Consider the following 24807-nt stretch of genomic DNA (forward strand, 5'->3'; position numbering starts at 1 on the left):
ATCTGTTCAGGAACCGCGAGGTCTACCTGGCCGAAGGCCGTCATCCTTTCGGATGGTTTGTCCACGTCGTTGAGGTGTCCCCCCGGCACTGACAGGCCTCACGAGGGCGGTAAAGACCGAGCGTACGGGCACCGCACGCGGCGACTCGTCCCTTTGGATGATCGCACTCGCGCTCCGAGCGACCTCTTGCCAGGATCAGTCCGATTCTCTTTGCTCTTCCTACGGCCAGCCCGGATGGACAACTCCACGCCGGTGAGGCGATACGGCAGGTGACAGGAGGATGGCGGCTGTGGACATGCGGTACATCGAGTTCGCACTTGCGGACCGGTTCTTCTACGACAGGATGAGGGCTGACGCGCTATCGACCGTCGGTGGCCGGGTGACCCGCTACACGCCGCGGTGCGAGTTCGACGAGACAGACTGGCGCATCGAAGAATCGAACGGGTGGAGGTACATCCACCCCATCGGCGAGCCGTTGCCGGCGCAAGGGTGGAAGATTCACTGTTCGGCAACTCTCGACAACGCCCAAGACATCCTCGCGATCGTCGCTGCCTACTGTCACTCGCACAGGATCTCGTTCAAGTACCTCCCCACCACCGCGGAAATGATGCGGTCAAACATGAAGTACGCCCATCGTGGGGGCAGCGGGAAGTTCATCACGATCTATCCGGCATCGGACTCGGAATGCGAATCGATACTCGTCGATCTCGACGCTGAGCTCTCCGGCCTCGCTGGCCCATATATCCTGTCCGACCTGCGGTGGAACAAGGGCCCCCTGTATGTCCGTTACGGCGGCTTCGTGCCCAAGTACGTGCGCAATACGTTCGATGAACTAGTCCCCGCCATCGAGGATCCATCCGGGACTCTCGTGCCCGATGAGAGGGAGCCGGCCTTCAGGCCGCCCGAATGGGTAACTCTGCCTGCATTCATTGAGCAGCAGCGTGCGGCGCTGTTCGACGGCGACGAAGCCCCATTCCCCTACGAAGTCGTTGACGCACTGCACTTCTCGAATGGTGGAGGAATCTACAAGGCCAAGGACTCGGCGGGCGCCTTTGTCGTTCTCAAGGAAGCGCGCCCGTACGCAGGGATCAGCCCTGACGGCAGCGATGCGGTTGCTCGTCTCGCTAATGAGTACGAACTGACTCAGCAGTTCCAAGAAAACGCGGCCATCGTGCGCTGCATCGACTACTTCACTCACTCCGAACATCACTTCCTCGTCGAGGAGTTCGTGGAGGGCATCACCCTCAACAAGGAGCTCGTCACCCGACACCCGTTGATCCGCGCGAATCAGACCCTCGAGGATCGGATTGCCTACCGCGACTGGGTCCTGGACGTCACGGGTCAGCTGACTGACCTGGTTCAGGCGCTGCACGCCCGCGGCGTCGTGTATGCGGACCTGCACCCGAACAACATCATGATCACCTCCGATGGAGCGGTGAAGATGATCGATTTCGAGATGGCGTACAAGGTTGAGGATGAGAAGGCCGCTCGACCCGCAGGCGCACCGGGATTCATGCCGCCCGATGGTCGCACGGGTTTCGCGGCGGATCTCTACTCACTGGCGTGTATCAAGCTGTCGATGTTCATCCCGCTGACGATGGTCCTTGACCTCGATCTTTCCAAGGCGGTCCAACTGGTCGATGAAGCCAGAACAGCCTTTGATCTGCCGGAGAGCTACTGCCGCTCGATCATTGAAGGAATCCGGCCGCCGGTGACACCGAACAACGCGAGCATCCATTCGCGGCGCGTGAATGAGATTGTCGACACCTGGGACATCGGCCGCCCTTCCGGTTTGGACGGTCTCACAGCCGCCATCACCCGCGGGATCGTCGACAGTGCGGACTTCGGGCGTGCTGACCGCATCTTCCCCGGAGATATCGCCCAGTTCAGCGAGAACGCGGTGAGTATCGCGTACGGCGCCGCCGGCAATCTTCTGACCGTGAGCGACTCTCTTGGAGAGCGAGCAGAAGAGGTCCTGGACTGGATCGAGCATGCAGTCAATTCCGCCCAAGGTTTCGGCCCCGGCTTCTACAACGGTCTCGCTGGCGCGGCCTACACGTTCCGGCGGTTCGAACGCCACGACGTCGCCGACCTGTGGGTGAACGAGCTGTGCCGGCTCCCCTTCGAGAAGTACACGTCTGATCTCTACAGCGGCTTGGCTGGCATCGGCTGCTACCTCATCGACGAGATGGCTCGGACACCCTCGAATGAGATTGCAGATGCGATTGAACGGATCCGCGCAGTCATGGCCGCCCGCTCTGGAGATACGACCGAATCGATTCGGCGTGACGGTGGCCAACTGGCGGTTGCAACCGGCAAGGGCGGGCTTCTCCGAGGCCACTCAGGGCATGCCTTGTTCTGGATTAGGTCGTACGAGGAACTTGGTGCCCCAGCGGATCTTGATCGTGCCCACGAGGCGTTGAAGGTGGATCTTGATGTACTGCTGGATTGCCCGGACGGATCGTTGCAGCTAAACGAGGGATGGCGCACGCTGCCGTACATCGGAAGCGGCGCGGCCGGGGTAGGACTCGTTCTTGCCCGACTTGGACAAAACATGGACATCTCTCGGTACGAGGAGACGCTGGCTCGAATCGCCAAGTCCACAACAGCCGAATTCTGCGTGCAGTCGACCTTCATGAACGGTCGTGCAGGGTTCGTCTACTTCTTGTCAAAGATGGTCGCGAGCGGGCGCACGCAGTATCGCGAGGCCCTCGAACGGCAGGTAGAGCGACTGAGGCTGCACGCTGTTCATCGCGGCGTCGGGATCTACTTTCCTGGGGAGCAGGTCCTTCGGTGTTCGACCGATTGGGCCTCCGGATCTGCAGGTGTCCTTGATGCGATCCGCTCATACCAGGGAGCGCGAGACGGCAAGGCGCATCGCGAGATCCCGCTAATCGGGATCGACCGCTCGCTGACGCTGGTCGGTCACACCCCATAGTCGGCCCTTCGGGGTTGAACAGGAAGAAAACCATCCGAGAAAGGGAAGTTGATGTCCACTGTCCTGAATCTCCAACAGAAGCCGAGCGTTGGCCCGGGAAATCGCGGTATCAGCGGTTTGTCCGTGTGGACGTGCTACAGCAACGGCAGCTGGGCCGTCTGCTGAGTGGAGGGGAGAACAAAGTCATGAGCGTCCTCGAATTGCAAACGCGGCGTCCTTCAACCCGCACCGACGCAGGGGTCATGGTTCCGAGCAGCTTGAGCCCGGCCTTCTGCGCCAGCACATTCAGCCTCGTTGTGTGCTGAGACCGAGAGGGAATCACTATGGCGAATGTCCTTTCACTCCAGAGCCGTTCCGCATCGGATGGGGATGTGGAACTGCTGCCGAGCACGATCAGCTTGATTGGATGCCTGAGCTCGCTGAGCATCGGCCTGTGCTGATGTGCGACCTCAATCCATCTGCGAGTAGAGGGAGGAGGTGTTAGACAGTGGCGAATGTTCTTGGACTACAAGCAATTCCGGAGCGCGGTGCGCAGCAGAACAACCAGGGTAGAACCATCACGAGTTCTGCGAGCTTGGCGATCTGTGGCAGCAGCATCAGTACCTTCCTGTGCTGATCGAGCACATCAAACAAACTGAGATGGAGGATTCTCAATGGGACATGTCCTGGGTCTCCAGACCGCAACTGCACGTTCGAAGAGTGACGCCGGCCCTGCGAGCGTCAACCCGCTGAGCTCGGTGAGTGTTTCTGCTTGCTCACTCAGCTGGGCAAGCGTCGTTCTCTGCTTGGGCTGACAGTCATGTTGCGGGCGGCGCGCACTGCGCGCGCCGCCCGCAACCTGCATGAGGGAGTTTGCAATGGCGGTGGCAGAGATCCGCAGCCAACAATCGCCGGCGGTCGTTGGTAACGCGCGCGCGGACAGGATTTTTCTGTGGAAGTCGATCCGCCACCACAAGGCGGTCCTGGCCACAGCGATTGGTCTGTCGCTGGCGGGGACGGGGCTAGCGATCATGCAGCCGCGCATCATGCAAACGGCTGTGAACCAAGTGACCGCAGGCGAATCGGCGACAAGAACCCTGGTGCTCTTGGTACTGGCGGTACTCGGATCGGCGGTAGTCGCCAGCGGCCAGTACTACGCAAGTCAGCGCGCGTCCAAGTCGATATCTCGATCACTGCGTGACCGATTGGCGCGACGATACTTGTCGATGTCGGTCCGAGCTCACGACCGATCAGCATCGGGAGACCTGCAGGTGCGATGCATGGCCGATGCAGGTCTGGTGGAGAGCCTGATTGGAGTGGGCGTCATCCCGGCGTTCGGGGCAGTAGTCCTGCTCATAGGCATTGCCGCGTCCATGGCAGCCGTTGATCCGGTCCTATTTGCGATCACAATCGGTGCGGTGGCGGTCGGGGCCGTAGTCGTATATGTCTGCGGTCCGACAGTTCGGCGAATCTCACGGTCAGTGCAGGAGGCGACATCCGCAGTCGCGTGCGCAATCGACCGACTGTTGGGAGGCATTCGCACGATCAAGGCGTTCGGCGCAGAAGCCGCGGAGTACGAGCGCTTCCAGGGAACGACTCGCGGCCTGTGGACAACGAGCCTGAAACTCGTTCGACTGCAAGCTGGGGTACAGCCGATCCTCAACCTCTGTTTCCAGGGTGCAATCGTCGCGGTGATCGCAGTGGGATCTGTACGAGTGGAATCGGGGGACCTGGATCTCGGCGGCATGCTCGCCTACCTCATGTACCTGTTCTTGTTGGCGGTGCCGATCTCGAGCGTCGGCCAGTCGTACACACACATGCAAGTCGGATTGGCAGCCGTAGGACGACTTCGAGAGGTCGATCAGCTCCCACGGGAGGCGCAAGAACCGCTCGCCTCGACGCTTTCGGCGCCGCACCGAACGCCACTCACTTCGGACCAGCCTCTGATCGAGATCGAGAACGTCTCATTCTCCTACGACGCGACGACCCCAGTGCTTCGGGAAGTCAACGTGACGGTGAGCCACGGGGAACACGTCGCGATCGTCGGAGGTTCGGGCTGCGGCAAGACAACACTCCTCGAAATCTTGATGAGGTTCTATGAACCCACGACCGGGACCGTGCGTGTTGCTGGCAGCCCGGCCACCGGGTGGCCACTAGCGCATTACCGCCGAGCGTTCGGCCTATTGGGACAGGGTGCACCCGTTCTCACCGGCACCGTCCGGGACAACCTCTCCATGGGGACCGTGCACGTCGCTGACGAAGTCATGACCAGCGTTCTCCGCAGAGTAGGCCTTGGCGATCTCATGGAGAACAGTCGCTCAGGTTTGGATACCGACCTCGGGCAGGAGGGCACCACGCTATCCGGCGGCCAGCGTCAGCGACTAGCCTGGGCCAGGGTGCTCGTCGCCGACCCTCCCTGCCTGCTCCTCGACGAACCCACCTCACACCTGGACGCTATTGCGGACCGCGACTTCTACGACGTCATCGACGAATTCGCCGGCGACAAAACGGTCATCACAATCACGCACCGACTGGCCGCAGCCCGCCGTGCCCACCGAATCATCGTCATGCGCGACGGGGAAGTAATCGGCACGGGAACCCACCAGACCCTGCTCGAACAGGTGCCCTACTATCAGCAACTCGTCGAGTCGGAATCACACCATCATCAGGCATCCAGCCCGATGGTTACCACAATCTGAAAGGAAGCCATATGTCCAACATCCTTGCCCTGCAGGAACTTGACACGTCCGCCAACGCTCCCGTCGGGCAGGACACGCCCGTCCTTTCCTGGAGCACTCTCAGCTTCGCCATCTGCTGACAGCTGGAGACCTCACGCCGGTGGCGCGACCATCCCAGCGCCAGCGCGGACTAGCCCGGATTCGTACGCCCAGATCACCACCTGAACGCGACTCGATGCACCTGTCTTCGCGAGCACCCGAGAAAGGTGGGTCTTGACCGTGGTGATCTCGATCTGAAGCCGGCTGGCGATCTCCTGATTGCTCAAACCCCTCGCGAGTAGAGACACGATGTCGACCTCGCGAGGGGTTAGGCTGTCGGGCACTACGCGGCCGGGACTTCCAATGTCCACTCGAGAAGAAGCGCCGGGGCCACGTGGGCGGCGACCGAACTCCGTGACGATCCGACTCACCAAGTCAGGCGCAATCGCGACCGCGCCGCGATGCACAGCCTTCACCGCAGCTGAAAGCTCCGTCGGATCAGCATCTTTGAGAAGGAACCCCGACACGCCAATCTCCAACGCAGTGAACAGATAGTCGTCATGATCAAAGGTCGTGATGACGATGATTCGCGGACCGTTCGGACGGCTGAGGATCTTCCGCGATGCCGCGAGCCCGTCCCCGTTCGGCATTCTGATGTCCATAAGGACCACATCGGGGCGGAGCGCCTCAACCACCCGCACGGCACGGTCTCCGGAATCTGCCTCACCGACGACCTCGATATCACCGCTGTTCCGAAGGAAGAGCGAGAAACCGTGACGAATTACTGGCTGGTCGTCAACAACCACGACCCGGATCATCGAGAGATCACCCCTTCCGTTGGCAGCTCTGCTGACACTCTCCACCAGCCGCCATCCGTTGTCCCCACTGTCAGTGATCCCCCTAATAGTTCAGCCCGCTCACGCATACCGATCAGACCCAGCCCAGCACGGCCGGGATCCCGACCGGTGGCGCCCGTCAGACGGTTCAACACCTCGATGTACAGGACGTCTTTCGACTCCTGGATCGTCACATACGCACCGGAACCAGAAGCGTGACGCATCACGTTCGAAAGGCACTCTTGCACTATGCGATAGCACGACAGTTGCACCGCGTTGTCAAGCCGATCCGCCGCGCCGGCCACGCGAAGATGCACACTCAGGCCCGCCTCACGGCACCGCGCTGCGAGTTCCTCCAAGTCGCGAATCAAGGGCTGCGGTAGCGGTGTGCTGCTCTGCTTGATTCGCAGGACATCGACCAATTGACGCATGCTTTTGAGTGCCTGGTCTCCTTGATCGATAACACCGTCAAGGAGGCTGCCGATCTCGTCGGGGTGCGATGCCAAAACTTCACGCGCCGCCTTAGCTTGAACAATCACGGCAGTCAGATGATGCGCAGAGACATCGTGAAGCTCTCGCGCCATACGGTTTCGCTCGGACACCACGGCTTGCTCGACCTCACGATCACGCTCCTGCTGAAGTATCGCAATCTGCACCGAGTGGTCGCGATTGCGCCGCTGGTGTTGGGCGATGAGCTTGCCGATGCAAACGACGACGGTGTAGCTGACTGCGACATTCACCGCCACTTGGGCGAGAAGCGTTGTTGTAGAACCGAGCGTCGCATCGGCGATGTCGTCGAGGCCGTCCGAACGTGGGAGCTTGATCCATGCACCAACCAGTGTGTCAACGGCCGCGCCGGCGAGGAGGGAGGCCCATAGCGCGAACCCCGAGACGGTCATCGAAAGCAGGAGCAGTGAGTACCAGTAGAGGGGCGTCACCGCCGCAGCGCGGTCGTGAAACACGACGGCCAGAATGATCATCGCTGCCACTGCGATCATGAAGGCAGACACCGGCGATCGGGTGAACATAGATGTGGCGAATCCATTGGCGCAGAGGACTAACAGAACGACGGCAAGGCCGCTTGGGCTGTACAGCCGTGCGGCGACGAAGTCAGGATTCATCGCCGCGGTGAAGAAGACGTAGCCAAAACTTGCCGCGGTAACGACCACAGAGATGGGCCTTATCCAGCTGCCGCGGAATCGGTCTGCGAACGCAGGACCGACCACCCGACTATCGATTAGCGATGACACGGCTTCCCCCCATGTATCAGAGCCGTGGCAATATTCGCACACGGCACACGGCACAGGGCGGGCCGGGTCGACGCCCCTAGCAGGCTCTGGTCCGTGAGCGGTCGGTCGCTGAGGTTCGTCTCGACGTTGGCGCGGACGAGTTCGATGGCTGCAGTGCCTGGCAGGGTCACCAGTTCGCTGATGAGCTGGCCACCATGGCGGAGCCCCGGTATTCGAGGTAGTCGAGAGTGAAGGGCAAGCCGGGCTTCTTCGGGTCCGTCGGCGTCTGAGGGGAAACCAGGGCTAGTCGGCGATGGGCGATCTATCGCCAGCCGATGAGCATCGCCCGCCCTGAACAGAGGCCAGAGACCGCCGTGGTGGCCAGGAGCTGAGTCGAGGTTGGGCGGGTCATCGTGGAGGGGCATCCGGATCTTCATTCACTTCGGCGAGCCTACGAGAACCGTCGGCGCCGAAGCCGTCTACTGGTCAATGGGGGGATGAATCGGGCATATGCCTGTGGGTGCTCTGATGGCCCTGGACGGCCTGTGTGAGGGGGAGTCGTGATGACGGCGGGTGTGGATGTGCGGGCGGTGTTCGTGAAGAACCTGACTGGCGGCGGGCGGACAGGTGCGTGGGGTGTCGGTGGGACCGACCTCGCGTTTCCGGTTCGGCTGTCCGATGGCCGGTTCGGGTTCTTCTGTGGGGACACTTTCCAGTCCGAGTTCCCGGGAGGTCCGGGATGGCGGAGCCCGGTGATGCTGCGGTCGACCACAACCACTTTGGATGCCGGGATCGTGTTCTCCTCGGCAGCGGGCGGCAGCTATGCGAAGGAGATCCTGCCGAACGCACACGACACCCGCGAGCTGCCGAATCGGGAGTCGCCAGGCACCGAGTTCACCGTGATCCCGGCGGATGCGGTGACGATCGGCTCTCGCACCTATCTGTCGGTGATGAGCGTGCACTCGTGGTCGTCACAGAACTGGTCGTCGAACTTCACCTACCTCGCCTACTCTGACGATGGGGGCGAGAACTGGCAGCTCAGCCCTGCGCGGTGGGATAACCGGGCCGGGGCCCTGAATCAGATGTGGACGATGGAACGCTTCGGCGGCTATGTCTACGTCATCTCCACCGCCTTCGGCCGCAACAACCCGAACGGGATGATCCTGCGCCGGGTCCCGGAACAGCAGATCCTGCACCCTGCCGCGTACCAGGAGTGGGGTTGGACTGCTGGGACCGGTTGGGCGTGGGGGAACCCCCCGACACCGATCCTGCCCGGTCCGGTCGGAGAGATGTGCCTGCGTTACGTCCAGGGCACCTGGGTCCTCACCTACTTCGACCCCACCGCGTATGCAGTCGTCACCCGCACCGCGGCCACGGTCGACGGGGTCTGGTCGGATCCGGTGGTCCAGGTCGCGGGCGGCGAGTGGGGCCCGCACGACGGCACCTACGCGCAGATCTACGGCGGATACGTCCACCCCGAATCCACCTTGGACAACCTGCATCTGATCGTTTCGCAGTGGAACACCGCCACGGGCACGCCGTATCACGCGATGCAGTTCCGCACGACGATCGAACCCGCCGCCCCCGTCCGGACCGTCCACGGTGCGATCGGTGCCCGCTACCGCCAGATCGGTGCCCAAACCAGCCCTCTCGGCCACGCCACCACCAACGAATACGACCTCTCCGGCGGAAAGGCCCAAGACTTCGAGCACGGCCGCATCTACTGGCACCCGACCACCGGGGCGTGGGAAACCTACGGCCTGATCGGCGACAAGTACCACCAGATGGGCGGCCCCACAGCGGCGTTGGGGTGGCCCACCAGCGGTGAACTCGGCACCCCGAACGGGCAAGGCCGCTTCAACCGATTCGTCGAAGGCAACATCTACTTCAACCCCAGCGCCGGCACCCACGCCATCTACGGTGCCATTTTCACCCGGTGGGGCCAGGAAGGCTACGAGGACAGCCGATTCGGGTTCCCCGCGAGCGACGAGTATGCGGTGTCCGGCGGGCGTCGGTCCGACTTCCAAGGGGGATGGATTCGGTGGGATTCCGTCACCAGAACCACAGCGACTTCATAAGTGACACATGCTGGCGCAGATGGCACGTCCAGGTTGGTGGCCGGCACTGGCGTGATGCGCGGTCTGGCGGACCATACGGTGCGACGCCGACCAGAAAGCTGCAAGCGTTGATCGCCTGATCAAGAAGCCGGATTCCTCCGATCACGTGCACGATCGACATTCGATTCGCTGGACTGATCGTGACTCTGAACGAACTGCACGATCCGGGGAATGACTCGGTCAGGAATCTGGCCCAGGACGCCGTGTCCGGTCCCCGGGTAGACCTCGATTTCCGCTTGGGGCAGGAGCTCCGCGACGCGGGTCGCCGCGAGCTCGGGGGTGGCGACCACGGTTTCGGCGCCGTAGATCACCAGCGCAGGAACCGTGATGGATCGCACCTCGCCGTCCTTGAGTACCCGCGCCCAGCCGATCCCGGGCCGGTAGTTCAATGCTTCCTTCGCGCAAGCGAATTGCGACTCAGGGATGTCGTAGCCTGGGGTCATCCATTCGTTCATCTTCTTCATGTTCTCGTCGGTGCGGCGCATCCCGAAGCGGATCATCTTGAACAGCACACCCCACGATGGCTTGTCGAACACGCCACCGGGCTCGATGAGGGTCACGCTCTCCAACCGCTCCGGCGCGTGCAGAGCCATGAGAGCGGCGTGCCACGCGCCGTGGGAGTAGCCGACCAGATGAACGTGGTCGACGCCGAGTTCGTTCAGCACGTCGCCGATCCAGGTGGCGAAGTCAGATTCGCTGGTCAGTGGTGCGGTTTGCACGCTCCGGCCGGCGGTCCCGATCGTGTCGAGCGCGTACACGACCCGGTCCTGGCTCAGCTCTTCGACGACGAAGTGCCACTGCAAGCTGTTGGCCCCGACCGAGTGCAGCAGAACGATCGGCGTCTTGGCGCCGGAGCCGGACCGCCGAACATGCGTGGTCCCGAACGATGTCGGAACGTCCAACTGCGTCGACGGAACCGGCCACAAAGTTTCCATTGCCTGGTAGGCGCGCTGGTGCGCCTCGCGTGATGCGTCGTTCTTGAACCGCCCGATCTTCGACATGAGCCTCCCTCTCGTGTGCGTTGATGGTATGAACGTATCACGTTTAGGATATGTTCGTACCATCAAATTCCGACGTTCAGCTGGAGAGGCGGGCGGTTCCCGTGCCACGACTGGTCGACCACGATGTGAGGCGGCGTGAGATCACCAGCGCTGTGCGGCGCGTCATCGTCGCGGGCGGCCTGGAGGCGGTGACCTTTCAATCCGTTGCCGCGGAAGCGGGAATCTCGGTCCGGCTCGTGCAGTACTACTTCGGAACCAAGAAGGAGTTCCTGCTCGCGACGCACCGATCGGTGATGGAGACCGCCGCCGTCCGATTCATGCAGCGGTGGGAAGCACTCGGTGACGACGCGACCCCGCGCGAGGCCATCAGCGCACTACTGAACGAACTGCTACCACTGGATGACCCGCGCCGCGAGGAAGCAATCGTCCTCGGCGCCTTCAACACGGCATCGATCTCCGGCAACGGCATCACTGCCGAAGAAACACTGGCCGCACCGCGCGCCTTGGTCGCCGTCGTGGCAGACCAGCTTCGTCGAGCCGAGCACCTCACGCAGTCCGTGAACCCGGAACTCGACGCCGAACTCATCTTGGCTGCCATCGGCGGAATTGCCCAGGGAATGCTCCCCGGCCACTACAGGCCGCAGCTCGCGATCGACCTGGTCGACCGTCTCCTCGATCGTGTGCTCGGCGCGGAGTCTGCTGCTTGATTGTCCTCTCAGGCGGGCTGCTAGCAAGGCGGACTGGGCGCGCGATGTAGTCGGATTGGGCGGAAGTAGTCGGGGGCCGAGGGGTGGTGTTATCTCTGGCCCTTCAGGTTCGCGAGGGTGGTTTTGAATGCTTCACTGTCACGGACTTCGCGTTCGGCGGCCGCGATGGTGCTGTCGGAGTGTGGGTTTGGGTGATTGGCTGCCGCCATCAGATATCGGGTGACGGTCGGGGGCAGTGGGCCGAAGCGTCTGTGGAGTGATTGTTCGATGTCATCTGTGGACGCTGATCCCCGGTGGCTCTGGGCGATGCCGAGTGAGATCGCGGTGGTGGCGTTGATGGTTTCGCCGAGCAGTAGGGCGGTGGCGGCGGGTTTGCTCGATTGCTGTGTGAGGACAGCGATCGATTTCGCTGGGTAGGGAAATCCGTGTCGGGCAGCGGGTATTGCGAAGGTGGCGTTGTCGGTGACGACCCTGAGGTCGCAACGAACCGCGATCTCGCAGCCGGCGCCGATTGCCGGTCCGTCGATGATGGAGATGGTGGGGCACGAGGTGGCCGACAGCGCCTCCATCATGGCATTGCTGGCCTCGGCTGCGGTGCCGTCAGCAAGTGAGGACGCGGCCTCGCTGTCGAGGCGAAATCCTGCGCAGTGCCGTCCGGCTGTCGCAGATCGGATGATCACGTAGGTGACCGAGTGGTCTGCGTCCGCGGCGCGGAGTTGACCTGTCAGGTCGCGGAAGTCGCAGATCGACAGCGAGTTCTGTGTGGGTTCATGAGTGAGTTCGATGACGAGCCCATGTCCTGTTCGGCGGGACCGTACTCCACTGTCGTGCCCGTTCCCCCTACGCGCGGTGGTCATGATGTCTTGGCCCAGGCTGGTGCTCGTCGCTCCGAGAACGCCCGGAGCCCTTCGAGTTCTTCGTCGCCTCCACGGAGCTGGGAGACGAACTCGTCGTTGCGTTCCCACTGTGCATCTTCGGATGGGATGCGTCCGTGGTGGATGCCTCGTGCCAGTGCCTTGCATGCGCGCACCGCGTTGGGGCCGTTGTTCGCGATTGTTTCGGCGTAGTCGTGGGCGGTCGTGAGCAGCATGTGCGCGGGCACGACCTTGTTCACCAGCCCCCAGCGGTGTGCCAGGTCGGCGTCGATCGTGTTGCCGGTGAGGAGCAGTTCCATCGCAAACTTGTGGGGGGCCTGTCGCATCAGGCGGAAGACCCCGCCGGCGCCCGCCAACAGTCCGTGGCGGACTTCTGGTAGTCCGAAGGTGGCGTGTTCGGATGCGACGGCGAGGTCGCTGGCTAGCACGATCTCGAGCCCGCCGCCCAGGGCCAGGCCGTTGACCGCGGCGATGATCGGCGTGGTCACGTGGTTGCGGACGAACCCGCCGAGGCGCCATTGCGATGAGGGTGGTTGATCGGTCGGGTAGAGCGATTCGCCTCGCCCGAGGGCCTTGAGGTCTGCGCCTGCGCTGAAGCTGCGTTCGCCGGCGCCGGTGACGATGATGACACGCACGTCGGGGTCGGCGTCGGCTGCGACGAGGGCGTTGCCCATGACATCGTGGACGTCGGCGTTGATGGCGTTCAGTGCTTGTGGCCGATCGATCGTCAGGGTGACGATGTTGCCGGTCCGCTCCACGCGCACGGGCTCGGGGGTGGTCAATTGTTGTCCTCTCGGGTGGTTCTGGTGGTGTTGCCGATCTGGCTGCGAAGCAGTTTGCCCGTCGCGTTGCGTGGTAGGGCCTTCACGAAGTACACGTGGCGAGGCACTTTGTAGTTGGCCAGGCGTCTGCGGCAGCGGTCAATGATGTTCTCCGCCTTCGTGTCTGTGGTCGCGGGAACGATGTAGGCAACGGGTACTTCGCCGAGTCGCGGGTCGTGGTGGGCCGCGACTGCCGCGTCGAGAACATCGGGGAGCGCCTGCAGGACGCGTTCGATCTCGGCGGGGTACACGCTGAACCCGCCGACTTGGATGACGTCTTTGAGGCGATCGACGATTGTCAGGTATCCCCGGTCGTCGATGACGCCGATGTCGCCGGTGGCAAGCCATTCGTCGTCGAGGTCGGATACCGCTGTCTGTGTTGCGGCGTCCCAATAGCCCTGCATGAGGAAGCGGGACCTGACGCAGATCTCGCCTGCGACGCCGGGCCGGGTCGGGGTGCCGTCGGTGCCGCGGGTGTGTATCGCGACGCCGTCGAGTGGGCGGCCGGTGGTATGTGCGATGTCGGTGATCAGCTCGTCGAGTCCGCACATTGTCACCGGTCCGGCTTCGGTCAGTCCGTAGGCGCTGATCACCGCGGCGGCGCCGAACCGTGTACCCATGCGCTCGATGAGTTCAGGGGCGCAGGGGGCTGCGCCGGTGACTGCGACACGGATGAAGAGGTCATCGGGCGGTGCGAGGTCGGGGGCATCCATCAGGTCGCTCAGTGCCGTCGGCACTCCGGGGAGGATGGTGATGCGTTCTCGCGTCAGGAGGCCGGCAACTGTCGGGGGGTCGGCGGTCGGCGTTGTGATCATGGTTGCGCCGGCGGCGAGGCAGGCGAGCAGGCCGGTTTTGTAGCCGAAGGTATGCGAGAGCGGACTGAGCACTAGGTAGCGATCGTGATTGTCGACCCCGACTCGCGTCGCCCATGATCGTGCCAGCTCGGACACCTGCCGGTGGGTCATGGCAACGCCTTTGGGGCGTCCGGTGGTTCCGGAGGTGAACAAGATGTCCGCTGTCTGGTCGGCGCCGACAACGGGTAGTGCGTCAGATTCGGATGAGGCGCCGTCGTCGAGAAGCTGACGCCAGGTCAGGTGTCGGGCCGAGGCGTGACCCTCAGGGCCGTCGTCGAGGTAGACCGTGAGCCCGTCCCACTCGCGCTCGCGTTCCCATTGGGCTTCGGCGAGCAATGTGGTGAAGTTCTTTCCGATTGCCCTGTCCTCGAGGACAAGCATGGCGGCCTGGCAGTCCTCGACAGCCTCGAGCACTTCGAAGCCTCGCAGCCTCGAGTTGAGCGGGACCACGATCCCGCCCGCGCAATGCACGGACAGAGCCGCCACGACCCAGTTCACGGAGTTCGGTGCCCAGATGGCAACGGGGTCGCCGTCGCCGAGTCCGCGGGCGCGTAACGCCCGGGCTCCCCGCTGAGCTCGTTCGTGCAACTCGGAGAACGTCAATCGGTCGGTGGCGTCGACGGCTGCCTCCTGACTGCCCCAGCGGGCTGCCGCGTGCCGCAGCAGAGCGGGCACGGTGCGCGCTTCTTCAGTGGTGTTCGTCTCACTCCTCATGGACGACGATAATTGACCACTCGATCAACGCTTGTCAACCGTGCATTAGCTGCAGATATTGCATGGGTCGTGCACATAATTGATCGATCGATATACTTTTCGGCATGAGCACATACCGGAATCAAGTCGCGGTCGTTACGGGGGGAAGCCGGGGCATCGGAGCGGCGATCGTGCGCGAGCTCGACAGGCTCGGGGCGTCGGTTGTCGTCATCGACCGTTCCTTCGGTGCCGAGGGAGACGATCGCTCGTCGTCCGCTTTGGATCTGTGCGCCGATGTCAGCTCGATGAGTGCCGTCGAGAAGGCGTTCGGCCGAGTGGTCGCGGAGTTCGGGCGGATCGACCTTCTGGTCAACAACGCTGGGGTGGATCGCCCCGGACTGTTCGTTGACAGCAGGCCCACCGACTGGGCGGCGATCCTCGATGTCGACCTCGTCGGCACCCTCAACTGCTGCTACCAGGTTCTGCCCACGATGGTTGAGCAGTCCTCGGGAGCAATCGTCAACGTCGCATCCGACGCGGGCCGTGTGGGATCGGCGCAGCAGGCCGTGTATTCGGCCGCCAAAGGTGGTGTCATCGCCTTCAGTAAGTCCCTTGCCCGCGAGGTCGCCCGGCACTCGATCACGGTCAACTGCGTCTGCCCCGGCCCCTCGGACACCCCGATGACTGCCGCGTACTCCGCAGACGCCCCAGCACTGCGCGATGCGCTCGTCCGCTCCATCCCCATGCGCCGACTCGCCCAACCATCGGAGGTCGCCGCGGCCGTGACCTACCTAGGCTCTCGTGCTGCCGCGTACGTGACAGGTCAGACCCTCAGTGTCAGTGGCGGACTCACCATGGCCTAGATTCACTTCCGAAGTTCGGCCGAGACCAAGACGGGGAAGGGACGCATGTCACGACGTACAGACGGCCGACGCCCGACGCGACCGAAGGGCGATCACCGGCGTGAGCAGATCCTCGCCCATGCGGCGGTCTTGTTCGCCGAGCACGGTGTTGCCGCCACCTCGATTCGCGATATCGGCCGGGAGGCGGGGGTCCAATCGAGCAACCTCTACTACTATTTCCCCACCAAGGAAGCGATCGCTTCCGCGGTCGTGGCCCGCTATCTCGACGAATTGATCGGCGCCTACCGGGAACTCGACGACCGGGAACTCGACGCCGCCGCCGAGCTCGAGCATCTCATTCGGGCCTCCCTGGTGGTGACGCACAAGCATCCGCACGCCTCGCAAATCTACGCACGTGATTCCAAGGTCCTAAGTGCAGTCGATGACGACGTGTTTCGGGAGCAGACGCGCGCGCTCCAGCAGTACTGGCTTTCGGCACTCGAAAAAGGAATCCAGACAGAGGAATTCGACCCGCAGCTCGATGCCCGTGTCACCTTCCGGCTGATCCGGGACGGGATCTGGCTGACCGTGCGGTGGTTCGAGCCGTCAGACGTGTATCCGTTGGATCGCCTGGCGGATCGGTGCGTGCGCTTGTATCTCGGCGGCGTGCGCCGTGGGGTGGCCTGACACCGGCTCACCCCACGGACACCGCGCAGGGCGTCGTCCTACGGATGCCGGGCGGAGACGCCGGCGTCGATCTCGAGGGTTGTCCCGGAGACGTGCCGTGCCTGATCCGACGCGAGATACAGCACGGCGGCCGTGATGTCGGAGGCGTCGCTCCACGGCACCCGCATGGGGTTGAGGCTCGCGTATCGACCCTCCACCTGATCCCGGGTCGGCTGAGCGATGTCGGGAGCGAAAAGCGAGTACATCGCGCCGTTGTGCACCATGTCCGTGGACACGGTTCCCGGACACACCGTGTTGGCGGTCACCCCCGTTCCCGCCGTCTCCAGGGCCAGCGTCTTGGTCAAACCGATCACACCCCACTTCGAGGCCGCATAGTGCCCGAGATTCGGTGCGCCGGCGCGCCCGGCAGCGGATGTGACCGTGATGATGCGGCCCCAGCGTTGCGCGACCATCGCCGGCGTGACGGCCCGCAGGGTGTTGAAGGTGCCGGTGAGGTTGATGTCGATCATCGTCGACCACTGCTGGTCGGTCAGCTCCTGCACCTTCCCGAAGCTGACAACGCCAGCGTTCGCGACGCAGATGTCCAGCCGGCCGAGATCCTCCAGGCATTGGGACACAATCGATCCCATGCCCTCGCTGTCGCGGGTATCGACCTCGAAAGTCAAGCATCTGGATCCGGTCGCCTCGACCAGTCGCTGAGTCTCTTTCAGATCTTCTGCTCGTGCGAGCGGGAAGGGAATGGTCTCCACGTCCGTGCAGACGTCGAGCGCAACGACCGTGGCGCCTTTCTCGGCGAGGGCGACGGCGTGGGCGCGGCCCTGTCCGCGAGCGGCACCGGTGACCAGCGCTACCCTTCCGGTGAAGTCAGTCATGGGTGCATGGCCTTTCGTCAATTCTCGTGCAAGGTCCGAGACCGCGGGTTGGTGCGACTCTTCGGCGGGCTGATGCGCGAAGCGTCGGCAGTCGCGTCGCCTCGTGGATGGTCAGAGCTTGTAGTAGCGGCGTGCGTTGTCCGCGTAGAACGCCTTCTGTTCCACATCCGACGTCCCCTCGACGATGTTCTGAATGGACGTGATGAGCTGCTGGTAGGAGCCGGCGATCGTGTCGATGGGCATGTTCGAACCGAAAGCGACACGATGCCATCCGAAAGCGTCGATCGCTTCCTCCACCCACGGGCGTAGGGCCTGTTCCGATAGGTCACCGGTCACCATGCCCAGCCCGGAAATCTTGCACAGGGCATTCGTCTGCTCCGCGCATGCGCGGATCGCGTCCTGCCACTGGTCGCGATCGGCAGCGTCGGTGGATCGAGGCCAACCGCAGTGTTCCAACACCACCGTCAGATCGGGATACTGTTCCAGGGCTGCGAGCCATGCGGTCATTGCCCGAGGTTGGGTGACGAGATCGAACACGTACCCCCCGTCGTTGAGCCACCGCAGGACGGTGTCCGCGGCAGGGCTTCCGGGTTCGAAGTCGTACAACACACGCACGCCACGGAATCGGGAACTCTGCGCCTGCCGTTCGAGGTCAGCGACGATCTCCGACGACGACAGCGTGGGATCGACAGTTCCGATCGCCACCAGATTCAGCCCGGCCTGTTCGGCGGCACCCTCCACCCACGTCTGCTCCTCGAGATACGCGCGTTCGGCAGTCGTGGCAGAGACGTGGACGAAGCCGCCCACCGTGAATCGGCCGGCAGCCTCGGCATAGTCGGATGGGCGGAAGTCTTGGAACAGATCCGGGCGATCGAGCTGCTCAGCCATCCGGGACAGCGCCGGGTACCACTGATTTTCGGTTACGGACCACAGATGCACGTGCGCATCGACAACATCGAACGTCACTTCTCAGCTCCCAAGGTTGCGGAGGCGGAACGCCTCGTCGAGGCGGAACGCCGGTGAACTCAACTCCTGCAATCCTGAGCGGGTTCGAGAGAGAGCACCAACACTTTCTCGAAAGGCATCTAGTCTGTTGACATGCTAGATGTGAGCTTGCGTGAACTCGAGTACGTCGCCGCACTGGAAGCCGAGCGCAACTTCACTCGCGCTGCTCAGCACGTGCATATCGCCCAGCCCGCGTTCAGCCAAGCGATACTGCGAATCGAGCGCCGCCTCGGAGTCAAGCTCTTCGACCGAACCAGCCGTACCGTCGACCCCACCCCGGCCGGCGCACTGCTGGCCACACACGCACGGCAGATCCTCATCGACGTCACCGACGCCGTCACTGCCGTCCGGCGCGTCGCCGGCACACCGCCGCTGCTGCATGTGCACGTCTCCGACTCGTCGCTGACAGTCCCCCGCCAGGTTCTCTCTGCACTGCGTACGGCATACTCTGGTCAGGCAATCCGCCAAACCACGTTGCCGCACAATCAAGTCCGCCAAGGGCTTGTCGGCGGCTCCCTCACCCTCGCGGTGGGCGAGGCGATACGTGCCCCGGGGATACAGTCGCGGCTGCTCGCCCGTGAAACGGTAGGGGCCCTCATCTCCACCCAGCACCCGCTCGCCACCAAGAGCGCGATCAGCCTGTCCGACCTCGCCGACTACCCGATCGTCTCGATCGACGACACTCTGAGCAGATGGAACACCCTCGTCGAAAGGACCCTGACTTCGGCAGGCGTTCCACCCACGTGGAGCCGCACCACCACCTTCGGTGCAGCAACCGGCTCAGACCTCGTCGACGACGACCGAACCATCCTCATCTGCGTCGAATGCGTGGCCGCCGAACAACCTTCCCATCGAACATGGCGCCCAGTCCGCCCGACATGGGACACCGACTGGTACCTCAGCGGACGAGACGACGCAATAACCAGCGAGATCATCGAAACGGTGGCCTCGAAACTCGCCGTTCACTGACAGCCGCATCGGCGATCGAGCAAGACCGCAATCTGCGAAAAGTGCCGCGCTGTAACGGAGTCCGTGGAGCCGTCACCGCGCAGCGCAAGAGATCCGGACACGATGACGGCGAAGCCGACAAGCGCGATAAGGATGCGAAGCCGGATCACCAGGTTCCGGGCTCATCCCACCGTCTGCTCGATCGCTGTGCCGGGTCGCTAACGTTGGGCTATGGGCCAGGAACGAAACTACGACCTCTCAACCATCGAGCTCGGCCCTTACGACCGCCTGGCGGACCTTCACCGAGATCTGGCCAATCATGTCGAAACAGCAGTCACGATGGCGAACCACACGGAGGGGCAGACGCTCATCTCGATCTCTCACTCGATCGTTCTCATCGATGGAAAGCTCCATGCCTCGGTCCTGCTCGCTCTCGAGACGCACACATCGCAGTGAGCATCGCGACAGGGGGGCGGCTCCGTACAGCACCGCCGTACAGCACCGCCCCTACGACCTTCCTCGATCACCGGCACCGCGGAGTGATCCGCGCCAACCCTCCCACGGGACACAGGCCCCTCACCGCTCGCGTTCGCGGTCAGTTGCTCTGCTTGTAGTTCGACGCGTTCGACGGATGCTCATCGAAGTCGAGTGGTGCCACGCTCCAAACTGATTGACTAGCCGGATCATTCGGTAGTCACACCGATCGGGCACCTGTAGTCACACAGATTGGATTCGGCGGAGCCCTCCAGTAGCCGGGTATGACGGCTCTTCGATCTTGACCGGGCACGCGCAGCTGACTACCCCTCAGATCGGTTGAGCTGAAGTTCCATAGTGTCGGCCAGATGGTTCAACGCGGTGAGGACCTTCGCGCGGTCCTTCCCCAATCCCGCGAGCAGCGTCGCATGGGCCTCGAGCTCGCGGGGGAACACGTCGTCGACGGCACGAATGCCTGCATCAGACAGTCTGATCAGCGCCGAGCGTCGATCGGCAGGATTGGGTGTGCGGCTGATCATCCCCCGGCGCTCGAGCTTGGCTAGGGTCTTGCTCACCCCGGCCCTCGACATGCCGAGGAGTTCGGCGAGACGGATGGCCGTGACTGGTTCGGTTGCGTAGCGCAGCGGCACGAGGAGCTCCACCTCGGCGACGGTGAGCATCGCTCCGGCGTAGGCACGTTCGACGGCGAGCTCGAGCAACGAGGCGATTCGCTTCACCTGGGCCACGACCTCCATCGGTGACGTGTCCAGGGTGGGGTTGTGCTCACTCCACAGCGCGATGGTCTGCGTTCGAAGCGACGACTCGGCCATCACCACACCTTTGTTAACCAGTAAACAAATCTGTTAGGTTGCGAGCGTACCCGCGGTTCCCGGCTAGAGCAGTGCCGACCCATCGATGCCTCCTGATGTACGACCGCGGGGCAGGTGGGTGGGTCACCGGCTCCGCAGGCAGGCGCAGGCGCTACCCGGAAACTTTGAGCGTCAACATGAATCGACCTATCGACCCTGATCGAAGCATGTCTACGAACAGGGGCGGTGTGGTCTGGAAGGGAGTGGTAGTGGAGCGCGATGTTGTAGTGATCGGAGGCGGAGCGGCGGGGCTCAGCGCCGCGACAGTCCTTGCCCGGGCTCGTCGCCGGGTGACGGTGCTCGATGCCGGCGAGCCTCGAAACGCCCCGGCACAGCATGTGCACGGCTTCCTGTCCCGGGACGGAATGGCGCCGGCGCAGATGCTCGCGATCGGCAGGGACGAGCTGGCCGGGTACGGCGGCCAGGTTGTGCAGGCTCGGGCGGCGGCGATCGAGCAACTCGGTGACCGAGGGTTCGTCGTGCGGTGTGACGGGAGCCCCGATCTCACCGCGCGGGGCGTTGTCGTGGCGACGGGCTTGCGTGACGAACTGCCAGAGATCCCTGGCCTGCGTGAACGGTGGGGCATCGACGCACTGCACTGCCCGTACTGTCACGGATACGAGGTGCGTGACATGCCGCTCGCAGTGCTCGGTGGTGACAACCGGCCGTTCACGCTGCACCAGGCGCTGCTGGTGCGGCAGTGGTCCTCGGACGTTGCCTTCTTCCCGAACCAAATCGTCCTGGCCGCCGAGGAACGTACTCGGCTGACCGCCCGAGGGATCCGCATCGTCGAAGGACAGATCGCCGGTCTGACGGTGCGGGACCACCAGTTGCGCGGTGTCGAGCTTGCCGATGGCCAGATTGTGCCGCGGTCGGTGGCGTTTGTCGGTCCGCGGTTCGTGCCTCGTGACGAGCTGCTGACCGGTCTGGGTTGTGAAGCGGGCGAGGACGGGTGGGTGAGTACCGATCCCACAGGCCACACGAGCGTGACCGGGGTGTGGGCGGCGGGCAATGTCGTTGATTCGCCTGCTCAGTTGATCAATGCCGCGGGCGCCGGCACGAAAGCTGCGATTGCGCTCAACCACTTCCTCCTCGAACAGGACGTTGAGCAGGCTGTCGCAGCGATTCCTGCCGATCACCGGTGACCGGGCGGGCAACCCTGCTGTTCGGCCTGCCCGATGTCCGGGTCGTCGGCGTCAGTGAAAGGGGCGGACGCGGCTCTGGCGCTTGAGCTGGTGACAGCCGAGGAAGCCACCGCCGCGGGTCCGTCCTGGGCGGTGTTCTCGACTTTGGTCAAGGAACGCGTCACGACCAGGCCGAAGGACATCGCCTAGGGGAGTATCGATGTCGCCGCGCCGAACAGGTTCGATGAGGGGAGGCGGGCCGCGGCGGGTGCAGATTCATCCCGGTACATCACGTGCAACAGGGGGAGATTCACATGACCGACGCAGAGCTTTACGCCGGCTTCCTTCCGGAAAGCTATCGATCGGCTCACCGCGAACCGGAGTCGACATGGTGGGAGTGGCGCGGTCGCCGCGTCCACATCGCGCGCGCCCCTCGCGCCGATGCGCCCGTTCGTGTCATGGGCATCCACGGGGCCGGCGGCCACGCAAACGCTCTCTGGCCCTTCGCGGCCCTCGCCGCCGATGAAGGAGTCGATATCCTGTTCCCGGATATGCCCATCTATGGACTCACTGTCGAACCTCGGCCGGCGCAGGTTCGCTACCACGACTGGATCGACCTTCTCTGCGACTTGGTCGATGCCGAACGCGCCGTCGATCCGCGTCCACTGATTCTCTTCGGCGCGAGCATGGGCGGGATGATGGCGTACGAGGTCGCCGCTCGCACAGGCCAAGTCGCTGCAGTACTGGCGACCTGCTTGCTCGACCCCGCTGATCGCGAGGCGCGCGCGGCCGCTGCCCGATGGGCAGCTGCGGGGAAGGCTGCACCGACGCTTCTGCCGCCTATTGCACGAGTGGCTGGTGGCCTACGGCTGCCGATCAAGTGGCTTGTGGGCATGGACCGGATGAGCAACAACCCTGACTTGTCACGTCTGTGTGGTTCCGATCCACGTGGCGGTGGAGTCCGGGTCCCTGTCGGATTCCTCGCTGACTGGTTCACCTACCCGCACGCCGTTCCCGAGCAGTTCACCGCCGCCCCGGTCACGCTGCTTCACCCCGCGGCTGACCGATGGACCCCACCACCGCCCAGCCAGCGATTCCTCGACCGCATCGCCGCACCAACCCAGTCCTTCCTGCTCGAGAACTGCGGACACTTCCCGATCGAGGAACCCGGACTGACGCAGCTGATCACCGCTGCACGATCGGTGATTGCACAAGTCGCAGAACACGGCTGACTGTGTTTGGCGGCGACGTGACGGGAGTTCGCGTGAGGCGAGCAGCTTGGCTGTCGGTGGTTCTCGCTGTGGCCGGTCTGGTGCTTGTGGTGGTCGGTTTCGGTGCCTTGTCGTTCGTCGGTGTCGGCAGTTCGGCTACCGATCTTTGTGTCAGTGTCCAGGACTCGGCCAGTGACGGAGGTCCCGTCTATAAGGCAACGCGCCTGTGGCTGCCTGTGGTTGGCGCGAGCTGTGCGTTTGCCGATTCCGACGATGTGCATGTTCAGCACTTCGTGTTCGACTGGCCGGCTTCGGTCACTGCTCTCGCGGGCTGGGCTTTGGTGGCGATCTCTGCGGTATGGGCTCACCGGCGGGCGCGTCGCAGCACGCGCACCTCGTGGTAGCCGGACCGCGGGGGCGATCGGAGTAGCGCGACTGTGAGCGGCGTGCGGGTCGCTCACTGTCGCTACCCGCCTGTGGGGTATCTGGGATGGTGGGTGGATGGATGCAGCGGAGATGCTATTGGCGGGGCCGTGGGGGCGTAGGTTGCTGCTTGAGTACGCGCTGGGCGCAGAGCACAGTTCGGGCCCCGAGTCGCAACAAGACTCGTTGCGTTCGGCGGTGTTTCTGGCCTCGTATCACCTCAACGTCGCTCGCGGTACCGCAACGGTTCTGTTCGGGCCGGGTGCGGAGGAGGCGCGAAGGACCGTCGTGACCTCGGACGAGGTGGCGGATCGGCTGTCTCGGGTTCAGCTTCCGGAGGTGACGGCGACCGCGCTCCGCTCGGCTCTCGCCGCCGCGGTGGACTCGGCGCGCTACTGGCAGGAGCCGGACGGTGAGGACGTTCTTGTCGCCGGCGAGTCTGTGTGGGGTGAGCTTCGAAGGGTTGCTGAGCACGTCGCGCGGTCGCCGCATGCGCAGTGGTGGACGACAGCTGTCGTTGCGACCGATCAGTGGTTGGTGGGTTGGGTCGACGAGCACACGGAACCTCTCGACGCGACGGCCATCGAACCGGCGGCCGCAGAACTGTTGCGTGACTACCGTGTTCGAACTGCCGAGGAGGAAAAGCGAGCGGAACGCGATCGACCGGCGGATCCGTCGGCGAACTGGTCCGGCTGGTGGTGGTCGACACCGCCTACGCGGTGTTCGACCCGGCTGTTGTTCGACGGGACCCCGGCCGGGCTGTGGTTCGTCGAGGACAGCATGGGATGGGAGCGCGCCGTCACGCGACGAGTAAACATCCCTGCCAGCGCCCGGGTGTACGAGGTGGACGGTGCACAGGCGTGGGCAGAGCTGTGCAGGCAGTTCCCGGCGGACGTCACCGCGCAGAAGAGGCACGACTGGTACCGCACCACGGGCCGTGCAGGGCGATGGGTCATTCCCGACTGGTCGCGGGTCTCCGAGAGGTACGACGGTGTTCATCTCACGGTGGCGGGATACCTATCCGCGGCGGGGACGGCCATCGCCGTCGATGCCGACGCAGCGAGTGTCATCGCAGGATGGGCGCCCGACGAAACCTACTGGCTCACCGACACCGTCAACCTCGGCTATGACGATTCCCGGACGTGGGTGCGCGATGCCAACGGGGAGCATCCTTCCTGGGCCGAAGATCCGCAGCGTTGATCACATCGCGCCGCACGTCGCGGCCTTGTCGGATGCGGCGTTCACGGGCGACGGGCGGGTGAGGATCGCCGCCCGGTCCTGGTGGGTTCAGGCGCTGGCGAAGTAGGTCGCGCGTACGGCCTTGACGATGTGTCGGTTGATCGCGTGGGTGGCGTGGGCGAAGTTCAGCTGGTTCTTGCGAGGAACCCCGACCGTGGCACTTGGCATCCAGCCAGGGGCCACAGCTGCAAGCCCCGCCGCTCACGGCTGGGTAGTTGACCGGCGGTGCCCATCTGTCGAACTACGATGTCCCAACCATCGAGCTCGGCCCCTAGAGCCGCCTGGCGGATCTTCACCGAGATCTGGCCAATAATGTTGAAACAGCGGTCACGATGGCGAACCAGGC

Annotated in this window: 22 protein-coding genes; 13 read left to right on the top strand and 9 right to left on the bottom strand. The window is 63.7% G+C overall.

The genetic code is table 11. From position 1 onward, the window contains the following. Nucleotides 1-280: 280 nt before the first annotated feature. The 3 genes from lanKC to ABTV10_RS27520 all read left to right on the top strand — a co-directional run bounded on the left by lanKC (nt 281) and on the right by ABTV10_RS27520 (nt 5616). The gene (lanKC, locus tag ABTV10_RS27510) at nt 281-2938 is read left to right on the top strand and encodes a class III lanthionine synthetase LanKC (RefSeq protein WP_499035497.1); all 2658 of its coding nucleotides are present in this window, start codon (nt 281-283) and stop codon (nt 2936-2938) included. Nucleotides 2939-3425: 487 nt separating this feature from the next. Further along, the gene (locus ABTV10_RS27515; RefSeq protein WP_499035499.1) at nt 3426-3554 is read left to right on the top strand and encodes a SapB/AmfS family lanthipeptide; all 129 of its coding nucleotides are present in this window, start codon (nt 3426-3428) and stop codon (nt 3552-3554) included. A 241-nt stretch (nt 3555-3795) separates the two neighbouring features. After that, nucleotides 3796-5616, top strand: coding sequence for an ABC transporter ATP-binding protein (locus ABTV10_RS27520; RefSeq protein ID WP_499035501.1), 1821 nt, complete (start codon nt 3796-3798; stop codon nt 5614-5616). 131 nt (nt 5617-5747) lie between these two features. Here ABTV10_RS27520 and ABTV10_RS27525 read toward each other — a convergent pair whose 3' ends face one another. After that, a complete protein-coding gene (locus ABTV10_RS27525) occupies nt 5748-6497 on the bottom strand; it encodes a response regulator (protein WP_499035502.1) in 750 nt (249 codons plus the stop codon). Further along, nucleotides 6449-7639, bottom strand: coding sequence for a sensor histidine kinase (locus ABTV10_RS27530; protein ID WP_499035504.1), 1191 nt, complete (start codon nt 7637-7639; stop codon nt 6449-6451). The genes ABTV10_RS27525 and ABTV10_RS27530 overlap by 49 nt, the downstream gene beginning before the upstream one ends. A 623-nt stretch (nt 7640-8262) precedes the next feature. On the opposite strand from ABTV10_RS27530, the gene ABTV10_RS27535 reads away from it, so the two are divergent. After that, nucleotides 8263-9777 (top strand): DUF4185 domain-containing protein, encoded by a 1515-nt coding sequence (locus ABTV10_RS27535; RefSeq protein ID WP_499035505.1) that lies wholly within the window; start codon nt 8263-8265, stop codon nt 9775-9777. A 119-nt stretch (nt 9778-9896) separates the two neighbouring features. Here the strand turns inward: ABTV10_RS27535 and ABTV10_RS27540 are convergent, their stop codons facing one another. Beyond that, nucleotides 9897-10880: an alpha/beta fold hydrolase gene (locus ABTV10_RS27540; protein WP_499035939.1), complete on the bottom strand. Its 984-nt coding sequence runs from the start codon at nt 10878-10880 to the stop codon at nt 9897-9899. A 38-nt stretch (nt 10881-10918) separates the two neighbouring features. On the opposite strand from ABTV10_RS27540, the gene ABTV10_RS27545 reads away from it, so the two are divergent. Next, complete coding sequence (locus ABTV10_RS27545) at nt 10919-11524, top strand: TetR/AcrR family transcriptional regulator (protein ID WP_499035506.1); 606 nt, start codon at nt 10919-10921, stop codon at nt 11522-11524. Nucleotides 11525-11613: 89 nt separating this feature from the next. Here ABTV10_RS27545 and ABTV10_RS27550 read toward each other — a convergent pair whose 3' ends face one another. Genes ABTV10_RS27550 through ABTV10_RS27560 form a run of 3 tightly spaced genes read right to left on the bottom strand, consistent with a single transcriptional unit; the run spans nt 11614 to nt 14788 of the window. Then, complete coding sequence (locus ABTV10_RS27550) at nt 11614-12381, bottom strand: enoyl-CoA hydratase/isomerase family protein (RefSeq protein ID WP_499035507.1); 768 nt, start codon at nt 12379-12381, stop codon at nt 11614-11616. Continuing rightward, complete coding sequence (locus ABTV10_RS27555) at nt 12378-13181, bottom strand: enoyl-CoA hydratase-related protein (protein WP_499035508.1); 804 nt, start codon at nt 13179-13181, stop codon at nt 12378-12380. The genes ABTV10_RS27550 and ABTV10_RS27555 overlap by 4 nt, the downstream gene beginning before the upstream one ends. Then, a complete protein-coding gene (locus ABTV10_RS27560; protein WP_499035509.1) occupies nt 13178-14788 on the bottom strand; it encodes an AMP-binding protein in 1611 nt (536 codons plus the stop codon). Before ABTV10_RS27560 ends, ABTV10_RS27555 begins: the two co-directional genes overlap by 4 nt. 104 nt (nt 14789-14892) lie before the next feature. Here ABTV10_RS27560 and ABTV10_RS27565 point away from each other — a divergent pair, with 104 nt between their 5' ends. Together ABTV10_RS27565 and ABTV10_RS27570 are read left to right on the top strand one after the other, a co-directional pair. Further along, a complete protein-coding gene (locus tag ABTV10_RS27565; RefSeq protein WP_499035510.1) occupies nt 14893-15630 on the top strand; it encodes an SDR family NAD(P)-dependent oxidoreductase in 738 nt (245 codons plus the stop codon). Between the two features lie 45 nt (nt 15631-15675). Continuing rightward, the gene (locus ABTV10_RS27570; protein ID WP_499035511.1) at nt 15676-16296 is read left to right on the top strand and encodes a TetR/AcrR family transcriptional regulator; all 621 of its coding nucleotides are present in this window, start codon (nt 15676-15678) and stop codon (nt 16294-16296) included. 38 nt (nt 16297-16334) lie between these two features. Here ABTV10_RS27570 and ABTV10_RS27575 read toward each other — a convergent pair whose 3' ends face one another. Further along, complete coding sequence (locus tag ABTV10_RS27575; RefSeq protein ID WP_499035512.1) at nt 16335-17168, bottom strand: mycofactocin-coupled SDR family oxidoreductase; 834 nt, start codon at nt 17166-17168, stop codon at nt 16335-16337. 111 nt (nt 17169-17279) lie between these two features. After that, complete coding sequence (locus ABTV10_RS27580) at nt 17280-18134, bottom strand: amidohydrolase family protein (protein ID WP_499035513.1); 855 nt, start codon at nt 18132-18134, stop codon at nt 17280-17282. Nucleotides 18135-18281: 147 nt separating this feature from the next. On the opposite strand from ABTV10_RS27580, the gene ABTV10_RS27585 reads away from it, so the two are divergent. After that, nucleotides 18282-19142 carry a LysR family transcriptional regulator gene (locus ABTV10_RS27585; protein ID WP_499035515.1) on the top strand — a complete coding sequence of 287 codons (861 nt, stop codon included), beginning with the start codon at nt 18282-18284 and terminating at the stop codon, nt 19140-19142. A gap of 210 nt (nt 19143-19352) precedes the next feature. Continuing rightward, the gene (locus tag ABTV10_RS27590) at nt 19353-19577 is read left to right on the top strand and encodes a hypothetical protein (RefSeq protein WP_499035516.1); all 225 of its coding nucleotides are present in this window, start codon (nt 19353-19355) and stop codon (nt 19575-19577) included. Between the two features lie 341 nt (nt 19578-19918). On the opposite strand, the gene ABTV10_RS27595 is transcribed toward ABTV10_RS27590, so the two are convergent. Then, on the bottom strand, nt 19919-20425 hold the full coding sequence (locus tag ABTV10_RS27595) for a MarR family winged helix-turn-helix transcriptional regulator (RefSeq protein WP_499035517.1): 507 nt from the start codon (nt 20423-20425) through the stop codon (nt 19919-19921). Between the two features lie 206 nt (nt 20426-20631). On the opposite strand from ABTV10_RS27595, the gene ABTV10_RS27600 reads away from it, so the two are divergent. From ABTV10_RS27600 to ABTV10_RS27615, 4 genes are all read left to right on the top strand, one after another. Beyond that, nucleotides 20632-21609 (top strand): NAD(P)/FAD-dependent oxidoreductase, encoded by a 978-nt coding sequence (locus ABTV10_RS27600; RefSeq protein WP_499035940.1) that lies wholly within the window; start codon nt 20632-20634, stop codon nt 21607-21609. Nucleotides 21610-21902: 293 nt separating this feature from the next. Continuing rightward, nucleotides 21903-22820 (top strand): alpha/beta hydrolase, encoded by a 918-nt coding sequence (locus ABTV10_RS27605; protein ID WP_499035519.1) that lies wholly within the window; start codon nt 21903-21905, stop codon nt 22818-22820. A gap of 68 nt (nt 22821-22888) precedes the next feature. Then, nucleotides 22889-23203, top strand: coding sequence for a hypothetical protein (locus ABTV10_RS27610; RefSeq protein WP_499035520.1), 315 nt, complete (start codon nt 22889-22891; stop codon nt 23201-23203). Nucleotides 23204-23300: 97 nt separating this feature from the next. Continuing rightward, the gene (locus tag ABTV10_RS27615) at nt 23301-24422 is read left to right on the top strand and encodes a hypothetical protein (RefSeq protein ID WP_499035521.1); all 1122 of its coding nucleotides are present in this window, start codon (nt 23301-23303) and stop codon (nt 24420-24422) included. Nucleotides 24423-24807 lie beyond the last annotated feature (385 nt).

Origin of the sequence: Paraburkholderia sp. RHO2 (genome assembly GCF_050955445.1) — a bacterium.
Taxonomy (GTDB): Bacteria; Actinomycetota; Actinomycetes; order Mycobacteriales; family Mycobacteriaceae; genus Prescottella; species Prescottella agglutinans_A.